The sequence below is a fragment of the Rhodococcus (subgen. Prescottella) equi genome, from assembly GCF_003013675.1.
Taxonomy (GTDB): domain Bacteria; phylum Actinomycetota; class Actinomycetes; order Mycobacteriales; family Mycobacteriaceae; genus Prescottella; species Prescottella equi.
Map to the genome: position 1 here is coordinate 2,870,425 of NZ_CP027793.1, position 14,607 is coordinate 2,885,031.

Genomic DNA, 14,607 nt, shown 5'->3' on the forward strand with positions numbered 1-14,607 from the left:
TTGAGGACACCGGCGAAACCTGCAGCGTGGTGAGCGGTATCGACGCCCGGGTCTTTCGTTCGGTCAGCGGCCGGCAGGCGGAAGGCGAACGGCCATGCAGACGACTCCGGGACGGGATCGATGACCCGCGCGGTGATCGATCCCCGGCGTCTCGACGCCGTCGCCTTCGCGCTCGAGGGTGTTTTCGTCGGCACCGCCGACCTCCGTGGTGAAGTGTGGGACCACTTCTACCGCGAGCGCTTTCCGGACCACCCGCCCCTGCCCGGACACGATTACGTTCGGATCGTCGCGGACACCTCGCTGACCGACGCGATCGCGGACGGGCTGGCCGGCGTCGGTGTCCCGCTGCCGGTGGGCGCCCCCTCCGGCTCGCCCACCGCCGAAGCGGCACGGGGCATTACGGGCCTGTTGGATCGGGAGTTCGCGGACCGTATCGCTCGCGGCGGCATCCCGGTGCAGGACGCGGCCGTCGACCTCGCTCGGCGGGTCCGCAGTGCGGGCCTGCGGATCGCGGTGTACTGCGCAGAACCTCGCCGCACCGCGATCCTCGACGCGATCGGTGGCGACATCTTCGGCGCCGAGACGATGCTCGCCGTCGAGGCGCAGCTCCGGACGCTCGACGAAGCCGTACGTCGGCTCGGGGCGGACCCCGCTCGCACGGCCGTCGTGGTGGGCGGTCCGTCGGATCTCGCGGCCGCCCGCCGCGGCGGATTCGCGCTCGTGATCGGCGTGGCCCGCCCCGGCGACGAGGAACTCCTGCGCCGCGCCGGTGCCCACGTGGTGGTGACCGACGTGGCGCGGATCGGGTTTCGTTCCGGGACACGTCCCCTCTCCCGGATTCCCGATGCTCTCACCTCACGCCACCAGTCGGCGGCGCTCCTGCGGTCGCGACATCCGGCGGTGTTCCTCGATTTCGACGGCACGATAGCCGACATCGTGGCCCAGCCCACCGCCGCAACTCTCGTCGAAGGCGTGGCGTCCGAGCTCGCGCGGCTGGCCCGGCACTGTCCGGTCGGGATCATCAGCGGCAGGGATTTGGCGGACGTTCGAGCCCGCGTCGGAGTGCCCGGCCTCTGGTACGCGGGCAGTCACGGCTTCGAGCTCGTCGGACCGGACGGTCAGCACTACGAGAACGAGGAGGCGTCGGACGCCGAACCGGACCTCGTCCGGATCACGTCGACGCTGTGCGAACGCCTGGGCACGGTTCCCGGGGTCCTGGTGGAAGGTAAACGTTTCGCCGTCTCGGTCCACTACCGCAACGTGGACGCCGAGCGGGTCGACGAGGTGATCTCGACGGTGCGTGCGGCCGTAGCGGAGGAACCTCGATTGCGGCTTACGAGCGGCCGCAAGATCGTCGAGATCCGTCCGGATGTCGACTGGGACAAGGGCCGGGCACTGGTGTGGGCCCTCGGCCACGTCGGCGCATCGTCCGACGTGCTGCCGATCTACGTCGGCGACGACCTGACCGACGAGGACGCGTTCGACGCGATCGAGGACAGCGGGTTCGGGGTCGTGGTGCGCCACACCGAGGACGGCGACAGGCGGTCGGCGGCGCGATTCGCGGTGGACGGCCCCGCGCAGGTACACGAACTGCTCCAACGAATCGCCGATCTGGTGGGCAGCGATCCGCGCACCGCACCCCCGCCGGAAGACCCGTGGACGGTGTTCTTCGAGGGTTACGACCCGTCCGTCGAGAAGCTGCGCGAGGCACTGTGCACGGTCGGCAACGGCGCCTTCGCCACCCGCGGGTGCGCGCCCGAGGCGCGAGCGGGCGCAATCCACTATCCCGGCACGTATGCGGCCGGCATCTTCGATCGGCTCCGCGAGGAGATGGCAGGCACCGCCGTCGACAACGAGAGCATGGTGAATCTGCCCAACTGGCTCCCGCTCACGTTCAGGATCGACGGCGGCCCCTGGTTCGACGTCGACACGACCGAGCTGCTCGAGTACCGCCAGCACCTCGACCTGCGTCGCGCGGTCTTCGTTCGGAGGTTGCGCTCACGCGATGCCGCCGGCCGCATCACCTCTCTGATTCAACGCCGATTCGTAGCCATGCATCTGCCGCACGTCGGCGCGCTGGAGACGACGATCTCGGCCGAGAACTGGTCGGGGCGTCTGGACATCCGCTCGGAGGTCGACGGCGCTGTCGAGAACACTCTGGTCGAGCGGTACCGCGCGCTCGGGAGCAGGCACCTCGAGCCGGTGCAGGCCACCGAACTGGCCGCCGGGTCGGTGCTGATCTCCGTGTGCACCAGCAATTCCCGCATTCCCGTGGCAATCGCCGCCCGGACGACCCTCCGGCGTGATCACGAGCAGCCCTCCCCCACGTACCGGTTGATCGAAGGGGACGGCCGGATCGGGCACGACATCTCGATCGACCTCGCTGCCGGGCAGTCCGTCACTGCGGAGAAGATGGTCACCTTGTTCACGGGCCGCGATCCCGCAGTGTCGGAACCGGCCGACGAGTCGGCGCGGTGGCTCACACGCCTCGGCCGGTTCGACGAGGTACTCGACGGTCATGTCCTGGCCTGGGCTCGGCTGTGGGACAGTCTCGGTATCGAGCTCGAGGGCCACGGCCACGCGCTGCGGATCGTCCGCTTCCATCTCCTGCAGATCCTCCAGACGGTGTCACCGAACACCGGCGACCTGGACGCGGGTGTGCCGGCACGGGGACTGCACGGAGAGGCGTATCGCGGCCACATCTTCTGGGACGAGCTGTTCGTGTTCCCGGTCTTGAACCTTCGGTTGCCCACACTGACGAAATCGCTCCTGCGCTACCGCTATCGCCGGCTGCGCGAGGCCCGCCGAGCGGCGCGGGAGGCGGGGCGGACCGGCGCGATGTTCCCGTGGCAGTCGGGCAGCGACGGACGTGAGGAGAGCCCCCGGCTGCATCTCAACCCGATATCCGGGCGATGGAACCCGGACCCGAGCCGCCATCAACTTCACACCGGGATCGCGGTCGCCTACAACGTGTGGCAGTACTACCAGGTCACAGGTGACCTCGAGTTCCTGATCGAATTCGGCGCCGAGATGCTGATCGAGATCGCACGGTTCTACGCCGGACTCGCCGACCTGGACGAGAGTCGCGGCCGCTACGTCATCCGCGGTGTCATCGGCCCCGACGAGTTCCACGCCGGCTACCCGGAAGCCCCCTTCGACGGCATCGACAACAACGCGTACACCAACGTCATGGCGGTGTGGGTGCTGCTGCGGGTCATCGACACCCTCGAGGTGATCCCGCGGCAGATCCGCTCGGATCTCACTCAGGCTCTGGGTTTGCCGACCCAGGAGATCATTCGCTGGGAAGACGTCAGCCGCCGTATGTTCGTCCCGTTCCACGACGGGGTGATCAGCCAATTCGAGGGGTACGGCGACCTCGCGGAACTGGATTGGAGCGGGTACCGCCGGCGGTACGGCAACATTCAGCGGCTGGACCGCATTCTCGAGGCCGAGGGCGACGACGTGAATCGGTACCGTGCATCGAAACAGGCGGATGTGCTCATGCTCTTCTACCTGCTGTCGGCCGACGAACTCCGGGAGTTGCTCCAGCGGCTCGGATACACCTTCCCTGCAAACGCCATCCCCCGCACCATCGACTACTACATCGAACGAACCTCGCACGGCTCGACACTGAGCGGCGTCGTCCATTCCTGGGTCCTGGCCCGTGGCAGCCGAGATCGCGCGATGGAGTTCTTCGACCGAGTGCTCGCATCGGACGTCGCCGACATCCAGGGCGGGACCACCGCGGAGGGTATCCATCTCGCCGCGATGGCGGGCAGCGTGGATCTGATGCAGCGGTGCTTCTCCGGACTCGAGGTGCGCGGCGACCGACTGGTGTTCTCTCCCGACTGGCCCTCGAGCCTGGGCACCTTGCAGTTCCCGATCTTCTATCGAGGTAATCGCCTCTGGTTGACCGTCGACGGTCGTAGTGTCGAGGTGAGCGCCGCGCCGGGCAATCAGCCGTCGATCGAGGTCGAATGCCGTGGACAGGTGGCGCAACTGCACCCCGGGGGCTCGATTCGGCTCGGGTAGACAAATCGGCTCGTGCCGTGCCGGATCACGCTCGCCTGGATACGGTGGAGGGACAATCGAGGTAGGGAGTCCGCCCATGATCGTTCGAAGAATTGCCCGCCCGCTCCTGTCCACCGTGTTCATCGCCGGTGGCATCGATTCCCTGCGCAGTCCGGCTCCCAAAGCCGACGCCGCCGGGGCGCTGATCGAGAAATCCGTCGGGACGCTTCCCGGTGCCGTCACCGACAAGTTGCCGTCCGACCCCGAGACATTGGTCAAGATCAATGCCGCGCTCCAGGTCGGGGCGGGTGCACTGCTCGCGGTCGGCAAGGCGCCGCGTGCAGCCTCGCTGGTCCTGGCCGGGACGCTCGTTCCGACCACGCTCGCCGGGCACGACTTCTGGAACGTCGACGACCCGCAGCAGCGCGCGATGCAGCGGATGCAGTTCTTCAAGAACATGACGATGCTCGGCGGGCTGCTCATCGCTGCTGTCGACACCGAGGGCAAGCCGTCGCTGGGCTGGCGCGGCCGGCGCGCCGCCCGCAAGGCGCAGGCTTCGGTCGCGGAAGCGTTCTCGAGCGCAAACGGTTCGGATGCCGAACACACGATGCACGTGGTATCCGAGCGGGCGCGGTCGGCGGCCGAGCAGGCCGGTGAGCGTGGCGGCGAACTTCTCGACGCGGCCCGTGTCCGAGGGTCGGCACTGGCGCACCTCGCGAAGGAACGCGGTGCGGAGCTGAGCGAAGTGGCCCGCGAACGCGGACCGGTACTCGCCGAACTCGCGCGCGAGCGCGGAACCGAGTTCGCCCACCTCGCCCGGGAACGGGGAACGGAATGGGCGGCCTCGGCGAGCGAGCAGGGCGAGGTGTTGAGCAAGCGGGCCCGCAAGAAGGCGGAACACGCACTGGCGACCGCCGGCGAGCAGAGTGAGGTCGTGAGCAAGAAGGCCCGCAAGAAGGCCGAGCATGCTCTCGCGGCCGCGCGCGCGAAGGCCGCCGAACTGCAGGACTGATCGCCCGTCGTCACGCTGACGCCGGACGACCGATATCGGGCGGCACGTCACCGGAATTCCGGTGACGTGCCGCCCGTTTCGGATTCGGCACGGTCATCGTTCGCCCGATCCCGAGAGCTCGTCCCGGAGTTGCGAGTCGATGGTCACCCGGACGAGCGCTGCGGCGAGCGGTGCCATCCCCCGCGTCCCGGCCAACGCGCCGAGTCCCCCGCGGTCCCGCGGCAGATGCAGCGCCTCGGCACCGTCGAGGGCGCGGTCGTCGAGATGCGGCCGGAGCCACGTCCACGTGTCCTGAACCTCGCGGAGGAAGATCTCGGCGCCCACCGGGCCGATGCCGTCGAACTCCTCCAGCAGCCGTGCGGCCGCGCCCGCGTCGTGATCGCTTCGCTGCGCGAGCTCGCGCAGATCGCCACGGTATTCGGCCGTCACACGGTGGGCCATCTTCCTCAGGCGGGTCGCGGTGCTCTCGTCGTACCGCGTGTATCGACCTCGCTGCAACGCCGCGATCACCTCCGCCCGCGGTGCAGCCTCCATCGTGTCCGGCGTCCGCCATCCTGCGGCGAACAACTCTCGGGCCGCCCGCGTCGCGATGTCGGCCGATATGCGGGAGCTGAGCAGCATGGACAGCACCAGCAGCTGAAACAACGGTTTGGGTGTGTCCTTCAGCGTGATACGCGCCTCCTCCGCGAAGGTTCGGCCTGCCCGGTCGAGGAGGTCGCGGACCACGTCGGTGTCCGACCGTGAGGCGGTCACGAATACCTCCCCTCCTAACCGGTTGCCGCGTGTTCGACTCCGGCGTTCTTCGGGACGGAACGAATCAGCTTGCGGTTGGCGAATTCGAACAGACCGAGATCACTCAACTCGCGACCGAAACCGGAACTCTTGACGCCGCCGAAAGGAAGCTCCGGGGCGGTCGACGTGGGATGGTTGATCCACACCATCCCGCTCCTGATGCGATCGGCGACGGCGCGAGCCCGCTCCTCGTCCGAGCCGAAGACCGTGCCACCGAGACCGAAGCGCGTCGAGTTGGCGAGCTCCACCGCCTCGTCCTCGTCGGCCACCCGGTAGACGACCGCGACCGGCCCGAACAGCTCCTCCTCGAACGCCCGCATGTCCGGCGTCACGCCGGTGAGCACGGTGGCGTCGACGAACGCGCCGTTTCCGTCCGGCCCCCGGTCGTCCGGACGTGTTCCGCCGACAGTGACCGTGGCGCCCTTGGCTACGGCGTCGTCGACCTGTTCGAGCAACTTCCGTGCAGCGTCCTCCGACGACAGCGGGCCCAGCGTCGTCTGCGGATCCGACGGATCTCCGACGACGAGTTGGGAGAACCGGAGGGTGAGTCCCTCGACGAACTCGTCGTAGACGGCGTCCGGGACGATGAAGCGTTTGGAGGCAACGCAACTCTGGCCGGTGTTGCCGAGTCGTCCCGCGGCCGCCGCATCGAGAACGCCGTCCAGATCGTCCACGTCGAGCACCACGAACGGATCGCTGCCACCGAGCTCGAGCACACACTTCTTCAGGTGCCGGCCCGAAATCTCGGCCAGGGAGGCGCCGGCGCGTTCGCTGCCGGTCAGGGAGGTGCCCTGAACCGCCGGGTGGGAGACCACCCGTTCCACGTCGGAGACCTGCAGGAAGAGGTTGCTGTACACACCCTCCGGCGCCCCGGCGTCGGCCAAGAGCTTCTCGAGTTCGAGTGCCGTCTGCGCACACGAACTCGAGTGTTTGAGCAGGATCACGTTGCCCAGCAGCAGGTTCGGGGCGGCGAAGCGGGCCACCTGGTAGAGCGGGAAATTCCACGGCTCGATGCCGAGCAGCACTCCGATGGGCTCGTTGACGAGTTCGGCGGTGCCCTCGTCCACGTCGAGCTCACGGGGACGGAGGAACTCGGGTCCATGTTCGGCGTAGTAGTCGAAGATCGCCGCCGCCAGGTCCACCTCGGCGCGAGCCTCCGTGATCAGCTTGCCCATCTCCCGCGTCACCGACGCCGCCAAGTCGTCCTTGCGTTCGCGCACGAGTTCGGCGGCGCGGGCCAGCACGTGCGCACGGCGTTCGACGGGTTCGTCGCGCCACAGTTCGAATGCGGCGGCGGCTCGCTCCACGATCTCGTCGAGTTGCTCCCCGACGAGGTACGGGTACTCCCTGATCGACCGTCCGGTGTACGGGTCGACGGTGCGGAAGGGCGTCGCGTCGGGGCCGGACGCACTGGTGGGCTGCACGCTGGTGGAGGTCATGCTCTCCCCTCTCCGGTTGTGGGCGGAATCGGTCCGCTCTCCGACTACCCACTGCACGCCACGCTCACGCATCCGGGCCGCGACCCACGAAGGGCCCTCGACCAGCGAATCTGCGCGAGCATCCCCCGCGCACTAGACTGCTTGGGCGCTTTTCTGCCGTCCCTCGATCTAGGAGACCTCTTGCCCGACGAGGCCCACATCCACCCCGAACTCGACCACGAGCAGGGTTATGTGTCGATGCTGTACGAGCGCCTCGACGGCCTGCGCACGTACGCTTCCGACCGGCTCAGCCGAGTCCTCCTCGAGGGCGGTGGCACCCCGCAGGCGCGGAGCGAGCGCGAGTCGTTCACCCAGATGTACACCGAGGACCTCGCCCGCTACGACGCAGCGGAGAACGGCCTGTGCTTCGGCCGCATCGACGTCGACGGAGAACCGCGCTACGTCGGACGCGTCGGCATCCTCGACGAGGACGGCGACTACGAGACGCTCCTCCTCGACTGGAGAGCACCTCTCGCCCGGCCGTTCTACCTCGCGACCCCGGCCGCCCCGGAGGGGGTCACCCGCCGGCGCCACATCCGCACCCGGCGGCGGACGGTCACCGCGATCAACGACGAGTACCTCGACCTCGACGCAGCGCGGGCTCACGGCGACGGCGGCGGAGCGGGCGGTGTCGCCGGCGAGAGCGCACTGCTGGCCGCACTGAACGCGGCCCGGACCGGGCAGATGCACGACATCGTCGAAACCATCCAGAGCGAGCAGGACGCCATCATCCGGTCGAACCACCGCAGTGTCCTGGTCGTGCAGGGAGGACCTGGCACGGGCAAGACCGCCGTGGCCCTGCACCGCGCCGCCTATCTGCTCTACACGTACCGGCAGCAACTGGACCGGGCCGGCGTCCTCATCATCGGACCCAACGCCACGTTCCTCGACTACATCGGTCAGGTCCTGCCCTCGCTCGGTGAGACGGGAGTCCTGCTGTCGACGATCGGCGATCTGTATCCGGGCGTCCGCGCGACCCGTGAGGACTCGTTGGAAGAGGGCGAGCTCAAGGGCTCCCTGGCGATGATCGACGTGTTGAAGAAGGCGGTCCGCGACCGCCAGGAGGTGCCGAAGTCACCGATCGAGCTGCGGTTCGACACCTACCCGATCACGCTCGACCGGAAGATCGTCACCCGCGCCCGCGGACGCGCGCGCTCGTCGCGTCGCCCCCACAACCTCGCGCGTCCGATCTTCGTGTCCGCCGCGATCGAGGCGCTCGCCGACCAGCTCGCGGCCACCCTGGGGCGCAACGTGCTCGACGGCTCGAACCTGCTCAGCCGCGACGACATCGCCGACATGCGCGACGAGATGCGCGAAGACCCAGCGATCATGGCAGCTCTCGACGCGCTCTGGCCCGAGCTGACGCCGCAGCAGGTCCTGACCGATCTTCTCCGCTCCCCCGAACGGTTGGCATCCGCGGCCCCCGAACTCTCCGACTCCGAACGCGACGTACTGCTCCGCACCGAGGGGGTCGGGTTCAGTGCCGCCGATGCGCCGCTGCTGGACGAGCTCGCCGAGCTTCTCGGTATCGACGACGCCGCCGAACGCGAACGCGCAGGGCGCCGCTGGCGGGCCCAGATCGCCGACGCCCAGGGCGCGCTCGACATCCTGACCGGTTCGGCGCCCCAGGACCTCGAAGACGAGATGGATCCCGAGATCCTCATGGCCTACGACCTCATCGACGCCAGCCAGCTCGCCGAGCGTCAGGACCTCGGCCGCCACCGGACCACCGCGGAGCGCGCCGCCGGCGACCGGACGTGGACGTACGGCCACGTGATCGTCGACGAGGCGCAGGAGCTGTCGGAGATGGCGTGGCGAATGTTGATGCGCCGCATCCCCAACCGGTGGATGACCCTCGTGGGCGACACCGCCCAGACCGGCGATCCGGCGGGCAGCTCCTCGTGGCAGGACGTGCTCGGGCCGTATGTAGCGCAGCGATGGAAGCTGACCGAGCTCACCGTCAACTACCGCACGCCCGCCGAGATCATGGAGCTCGCGCACAAGGTCCTCGAAGAGATCGACCCGAACCAGACGGTGCCGCGGTCGGTCCGTGCGTCGGGCCACGCGCCGTGGGCCCAGTGCGTCGACGCCACCGAGGTTCTCGACGAGGTCCGTCGACGTGTCGCCGCCGAGTCCGGGCCGGGACTGACGGCCGTCCTCGCCGGACACGAGCACGTCGCGCAGCTCGCCGATCTGCGCTCCGACGACGTGAGTGTGCTGACCGTCAAGGACGCGAAGGGCCTGGAGTTCGATTCGGTGATCATCGTCGAACCGCAGAATCTGCTCGACGAGTCCCCGCGCGGCATGAACGACCTCTACGTCGCGCTGACGCGAGCGACGCAGCGTCTCGGCATCGTCCACGCTCGGCCGCTGCCGAGTGTGCTCGACGCGCTCGACGAATCCGTCTGCACACGGGCCTGATCGCCGAACCGCTCGTGGGCGAGAACGTCGAGGCGGTACGGTGCCTGGGCACCGAATCGTCGACTGCAGAAGGAAGAGACCGTGATCCGATCGCGTCTGCGGGGACGCGCAGTGCGCGCACTGCCCATCGCGTTGACTGCCGGCGCGATGGCGGTGACGCTCGGGGCCTGCGGCGCCACGAACCCTGCCGGCCCTCCTGCCGAGACAGTGGCAGATCCGCCCGAGCCGTCCACTGTCGCGACCGTGGCCGACGTCCGCACCGAGCATCTCTCGCAGGTGCTTGCGGCCCGAGGATTCCCCGCCGTCGTTCCTCACCCGACGCTGCTCGCCCTCGCGGACGGGGTGTGCCGGCAGATCGCGGCCGGCACACCCGATTCCGAGATTCTGACGCACCTGCGGCCGACGGCCGCCTACGCGGCGAGCCAGTCCGGCGGCGTGCTCACCGCCGAGCGGGCCACCCGGCTACTGCTCGATTCGACGCGTAGCGACTTCTGCTGACCGGTCAGCGCACCGTGTGCACGATGAGGACATCGCACGTCGACTTGCGTGCCGCGTCGGACGGCACGGAACCCAGCAGACGCCCCGTCAGGGTGTTGAGTCCGCGGTTGCCGACGACCAGGAGGTCCGCCTCCACCTCGTCGACAAGTGCGAGAAGCGAATCCACCGGCGCGCCGACGACGGCGCGTTCGACGATGTCCTTGGCGCCCGCACCCAAGGCACGCTCGCGCGCCCTCCGGAGGATCTCGTAGGTGGGGGCAGATCCGGTCACCTGGTAGGCGTCCTCACGCAGGGTGTCCTGCGCCGCCTCGGTGTCCTTCGGATCCGCGGGATAGTAGGCGCATGCGATCACGAGCTTCGCATCTGCCGCACCGGCAAGGGCAGCAGCCTTGTCGACTGCGCGGTACGACGAGTCCGATCCATCGGTTCCGACGACGACGGTCCGATACGCGGTCATTGATTCCTCCATGTGTGCGTTCGTTCGAGGACTCCGGCTGCGTGCCCTGTTCGACCGAAGATTCCCGTTCGCTGCGCTGACACTATCCGCATCGGCGCGACGTCAGGTGGAATTGCGGCACAACATGCTTCATCCCCCGGTGGACGGATCCACCCCTGCGACCATTTCACCACGGGACTCCACCGTGTGGGTCGCGCTGTCAGCGGGACTCGCCGTACCGCGGGCCGAACAGCGATTCCGGGAACAGACCCGAATCGCGTACGGACCGGCACCACGGCGTGGCGAGTTCGACGAGGCGGGCTGCTCCGTCCTCCCCAAGTTCGGTCCACGGCGCCGACCCGAGCTCGTCGGTGAGATCCTCGACCACCTCGCGTAGTTCACGGCCGTCGGCGGTCAGCTCGCCGTCGGGGGTCAGCAACTCCCGGTCGACCAGGTCGGCCGCCGCCGACGCCCAATCCTCGCTGCTCCAGCCACGACGCGACTGCGCGAACGACTTCCGGAAACCGATTCCCGCGGCGGTGTGCGTGATCAGCGCCTCGAGCCCGCTGAATCCGGCGGTCTGCAGCGCTGCCACGTGACCGTCCCCGCGGTACTCGCGCAGCAGCGTCAGCGCATGCCACAGCACCAGATGCGGCTGGTCCGGCCAGTCCAGTGCGGCATACCCCGCATACAGCGGGCGACCGTCGACGCCCGGGATCGCCTGCGCCGCAATAGCAGCGAGCTGTGCGGCCTCCGACATCTGCTGCGACGCGATCACCTTCTCTCCGAGCAGCGAGCGGTAGGCCGCATCGACGCCGCGATACCGCGCCTTCACGATCTCCGCGGGGTCCGCGAGGGTCCAGGCACGCGGGAGCACGTTCGAGATCAGCGACGGGTTGAAGTTGTAGAACACGGCGGCGACGACCCCCGCCGACACCGCTCCCATCGGTGCGGAACGTCCGGCGAAGTACGTCATTCGGCCCGGTTCGAGCCCGCTCCCGACCAGTTCCCGCTCGACCTCGGGTGCGAAGTAGGCGAGCGAATGCAGAAGTTCGAGCGACCGAGCAGTGCGTCCGGCGAGATGTACGTCCATGTCCCGGAAGCGTACTGACCTCTACTTCAGGCCCGCCGCGTCCATCCCGCGCAACTCCTTCTTCAGGTCCGCGATTTCGTCCCGCAACCGGCCGGCCAGCTCGAATTGGAGATCGCGTGCGGCGTTCATCATCTGATCGGTGAGCTCCTTGACGAGATCCGCCAACTCGGCTCGCGGCATGGACTTCACGTCACGACCCTCGTAGATGCCGGCGCTGACGGCACGACCGGCCTCGCCCTGCGCCCGCCGCCCGCGACTGGCGTTGCGACCGGAACCGCCGACGCCGACCTCGGTGTCCTCGGCCTCCTCGTACACCTGGTCGAGGATGTCGGCGATCTTCTTCCGCAGCGGCTGCGGATCGACGCCCTTCTCGAGGTTGTAGGCGATCTGCTTCTCGCGCCGACGCTCGGTCTCCTCGATGGCTCGTTGCATCGAGTCGGTGATCTTGTCGGCGTACATGTGCACCTGCCCGGACACGTTGCGGGCCGCGCGTCCGATGGTCTGGATGAGACTGGTAGTGCTACGCAGGAAGCCCTCCTTGTCGGCGTCCAGAATCGCGACCAGCGAAACCTCCGGCAGGTCGAGACCCTCGCGGAGCAGGTTGATGCCCACGAGGACGTCGTACTCCCCGAGCCGGAGCTGTCGCAGCAGCTCGACGCGTCGGAGGGTGTCGATGTCGGAGTGCAGGTATCGCACCCGGATACCGAGCTCGAGCAGATAGTCGGTCAGGTCTTCGGCCATCTTCTTGGTGAGCGTCGTGACCAGCACGCGCTCGTCGCGCTCGGAACGCTCGCGGATCTCGTGCACGAGGTCGTCGATCTGTCCCTTGGTCGGCTTCACGACCACCTCTGGGTCGACCAGACCGGTGGGGCGGATCACCTGTTCGACGAACTCACCGCCGGCCTGGCCGAGCTCGTACGCGCCCGGTGTGGCCGACAGGTACACGGTCTGACCGATCCGGCCGGCGAACTCTTCCCAGGTCAACGGCCGGTTGTCAGTCGCCGACGGGAGCCGGAAGCCGAACTCGACGAGATTCCGCTTCCGGGACATGTCGCCCTCGTACATCGCACCGATCTGGGGCACCGTCACGTGCGACTCGTCGATGACCAGGAGGAAGTCCTCCGGGAAGTAGTCGATCAGCGTGGCGGGAGCCGAACCTGCCGGGCGACCGTCGATGTGCCGCGAGTAGTTCTCGATGCCGGAACAGAATCCGACCTGCTTGATCATCTCGAGGTCGTACTGCGTCCGCATCCGCAAGCGCTGCGCCTCGAGCAGCTTGCCGCGGTTCTCCAGGTCGGCGAGGCGTTCCTCGAGCTCCGCCTCGATGTCCTGGACCGCGCGTTCCATCCGCTCCGGCCCGGCCACGTAGTGCGTCGCCGGGAAGATCCGCACGGTGTCGACCTGGCGCACGACGTCCCCGGTGAGAGGGTGGAGGTAGTACAGCGCCTCGACCTCGTCGCCGAAGAACTCGATCCGCACGGCAAGTTCCTCGTACGAGGGAATGATCTCCACGGTGTCGCCGCGGACGCGGAACGATCCGCGGGTGAACGCCATGTCGTTGCGGTTGTACTGGACATCGACGAGGAGCCGGAGCAGAGCGTCCCGGTCGACCTCCACGCCCACCTCGAGCTGGATCGACCGATCCAGATACGACTGCGGGGTGCCGAGACCGTAGATGCACGACACCGACGCGACCACGACGACGTCCCGTCGGGACAGCAGACTCGAGGTGGCCGAGTGGCGGAGCCGTTCGACGTCGTCGTTGATGGACGAGTCCTTCTCGATGTAGGTGTCCGTCTGCGCGATGTACGCCTCGGGTTGGTAGTAGTCGTAGTACGAGACGAAGTACTCGACGGCATTGTTCGGCAGCATCTCCCGCAGTTCGTTGGCGAGCTGCGCGGCGAGAGTCTTGTTCGGCGCCATCACGAGAGTGGGCCGCTGGACCCGCTCGATCAGCCAAGCCGTCGTCGCCGACTTACCGGTGCCGGTAGCACCGAGCAGGACGACGTCCTTCTCGCCCTCTCGGAGCCGCCTCTCCAGCTCGTCGATGGCCTGCGGCTGGTCACCGGCAGGCTCGTACTCGCTGACGACATGGAAACGCGCGTCGGACCGCTCGATCTCGCTGACCGGTCGGAACTCGGAATGGGCAACCACGGGGTGCTCGGATGCGAACGCCATGTCCCCAGGGTATGCGCCGGTTCCGACAAGTTCTGATAACGCTGTCCGAGGCCCGGTCGATCGCCGCTGCCCGGCGCCACGTTTGCCGGTACTTTCTTGCTTTATGGAGAACGTCGAACCGGGCCTCGCTGCGGCCACGCCGCCCGCAGCCCCCGCAGCCGTCTACGTACCCACGGTCGACCTGGCTCCGGCACACCGGCCCAAGATCGAGTACTTCAACCTCACCGAGTGCACCAACACCGATCCCAAGGGATTCGTCCGGCCGGTGGACCACTACCGGCTCGAGCCGTGGGGCCTGTACATGGCGCGCACAGCGGACCACCCGCAGTTCCACTACCTGGAGTCCTGGATCATCCCGGACCTGGGAATCCGCGCGTCGATCTTCCATTTCCATCCGTACCACGATCGCGATCAGGACCACTACATCGACATCGGCGACTTCACGCGCGGACCGGACGTGTGGAAATCGGAGGACCACTACCTGGATCTCGTCGTCCGGACGGGGCGCGAAACCGAGCTCCTCGACGTCGACGAGTTGATCTCGGCAACCGCGCACGGATACATCTCCCCGCGCACCGCCGGCCGCGCGGTGCAGCGTGCGGTGGCCGCAGTCGACGGGATCGCTGCCCACGGCCACGACCTGGACGCGTGGCTCGCGTCGAAGGGCATGCCGATCAGCTGGCGCTGA

General features: G+C 68.1%; 10 protein-coding genes. 5 read left to right on the plus strand and 5 right to left on the minus strand.

Annotated elements, in window-relative coordinates; genetic code table 11:
* Positions 1–120: 120 nt before the first annotated feature.
* Both otsB and C7H75_RS13420 read left to right on the plus strand, forming a co-directional pair.
* Entirely contained in the window at positions 121–4,032 is a 3,912-nt protein-coding gene (gene otsB / locus C7H75_RS13415) for a trehalose-phosphatase (RefSeq protein ID WP_106851455.1), read from the plus strand.
* A 76-nt stretch (positions 4,033–4,108) separates the two neighbouring features.
* Positions 4,109–5,023: a DoxX family protein gene (locus tag C7H75_RS13420; RefSeq protein ID WP_005512916.1), complete on the plus strand. Its 915-nt coding sequence runs from the start codon at positions 4,109–4,111 to the stop codon at positions 5,021–5,023.
* A gap of 93 nt (positions 5,024–5,116) precedes the next feature.
* Here the strand turns inward: C7H75_RS13420 and C7H75_RS13425 are convergent, their stop codons facing one another.
* Both C7H75_RS13425 and C7H75_RS13430 read right to left on the minus strand, forming a co-directional pair.
* On the minus strand, positions 5,117–5,776 hold the full coding sequence (locus tag C7H75_RS13425; protein WP_064058723.1) for a hypothetical protein: 660 nt from the start codon (positions 5,774–5,776) through the stop codon (positions 5,117–5,119).
* A gap of 14 nt (positions 5,777–5,790) precedes the next feature.
* Positions 5,791–7,254, minus strand: a complete 1,464-nt coding sequence (locus C7H75_RS13430) for an NAD-dependent succinate-semialdehyde dehydrogenase (protein ID WP_106851456.1) — start codon at positions 7,252–7,254, stop codon at positions 5,791–5,793.
* Positions 7,255–7,434: 180 nt separating this feature from the next.
* Between C7H75_RS13430 and C7H75_RS13435 the strand changes: the two genes are divergently transcribed.
* Positions 7,435–9,714 (plus strand): HelD family protein, encoded by a 2,280-nt coding sequence (locus C7H75_RS13435; protein ID WP_064058725.1) that lies wholly within the window; start codon positions 7,435–7,437, stop codon positions 9,712–9,714.
* A gap of 81 nt (positions 9,715–9,795) precedes the next feature.
* Positions 9,796–10,212, plus strand: a complete 417-nt coding sequence (locus C7H75_RS13440) for a hypothetical protein (protein ID WP_233281761.1) — start codon at positions 9,796–9,798, stop codon at positions 10,210–10,212.
* Between the two features lie 4 nt (positions 10,213–10,216).
* Here the strand turns inward: C7H75_RS13440 and C7H75_RS13445 are convergent, their stop codons facing one another.
* The 3 genes from C7H75_RS13445 to uvrB form a co-directional block, all read right to left on the minus strand.
* Positions 10,217–10,669 carry a universal stress protein gene (locus tag C7H75_RS13445; RefSeq protein WP_022596179.1) on the minus strand — a complete coding sequence of 151 codons (453 nt, stop codon included), beginning with the start codon at positions 10,667–10,669 and terminating at the stop codon, positions 10,217–10,219.
* A 199-nt stretch (positions 10,670–10,868) separates the two neighbouring features.
* A complete protein-coding gene (locus tag C7H75_RS13450) occupies positions 10,869–11,741 on the minus strand; it encodes an SCO6745 family protein (RefSeq protein ID WP_106851458.1) in 873 nt (290 codons plus the stop codon).
* A 21-nt stretch (positions 11,742–11,762) separates the two neighbouring features.
* The gene (uvrB, locus tag C7H75_RS13455) at positions 11,763–13,919 is read right to left on the minus strand and encodes an excinuclease ABC subunit UvrB (RefSeq protein WP_084925069.1); all 2,157 of its coding nucleotides are present in this window, start codon (positions 13,917–13,919) and stop codon (positions 11,763–11,765) included.
* A 103-nt stretch (positions 13,920–14,022) separates the two neighbouring features.
* Between uvrB and C7H75_RS13460 the strand changes: the two genes are divergently transcribed.
* Positions 14,023–14,607, plus strand: a complete 585-nt coding sequence (locus C7H75_RS13460) for a ribonuclease FAU-1 family protein (RefSeq protein ID WP_081205638.1) — start codon at positions 14,023–14,025, stop codon at positions 14,605–14,607.

Coding starts and splice junctions, on each gene's coding strand:
- C7H75_RS13460 (WP_081205638.1), top strand. CDS start 14,023: ATGGAGAACGTCGAACCGGGCCTCGCTGCGGCCACGCCGCCCGCAGCC.
- uvrB (WP_084925069.1), bottom strand. CDS start 13,919: ATGGCGTTCGCATCCGAGCACCCCGTGGTTGCCCATTCCGAGTTCCGA.
- C7H75_RS13445 (WP_022596179.1), bottom strand. CDS start 10,669: ATGACCGCGTATCGGACCGTCGTCGTCGGAACCGATGGATCGGACTCG.
- C7H75_RS13450 (WP_106851458.1), bottom strand. CDS start 11,741: ATGGACGTACATCTCGCCGGACGCACTGCTCGGTCGCTCGAACTTCTG.
- otsB (WP_106851455.1), top strand. CDS start 121: ATGACCCGCGCGGTGATCGATCCCCGGCGTCTCGACGCCGTCGCCTTC.
- C7H75_RS13420 (WP_005512916.1), top strand. CDS start 4,109: ATGATCGTTCGAAGAATTGCCCGCCCGCTCCTGTCCACCGTGTTCATC.
- C7H75_RS13430 (WP_106851456.1), bottom strand. CDS start 7,254: ATGACCTCCACCAGCGTGCAGCCCACCAGTGCGTCCGGCCCCGACGCG.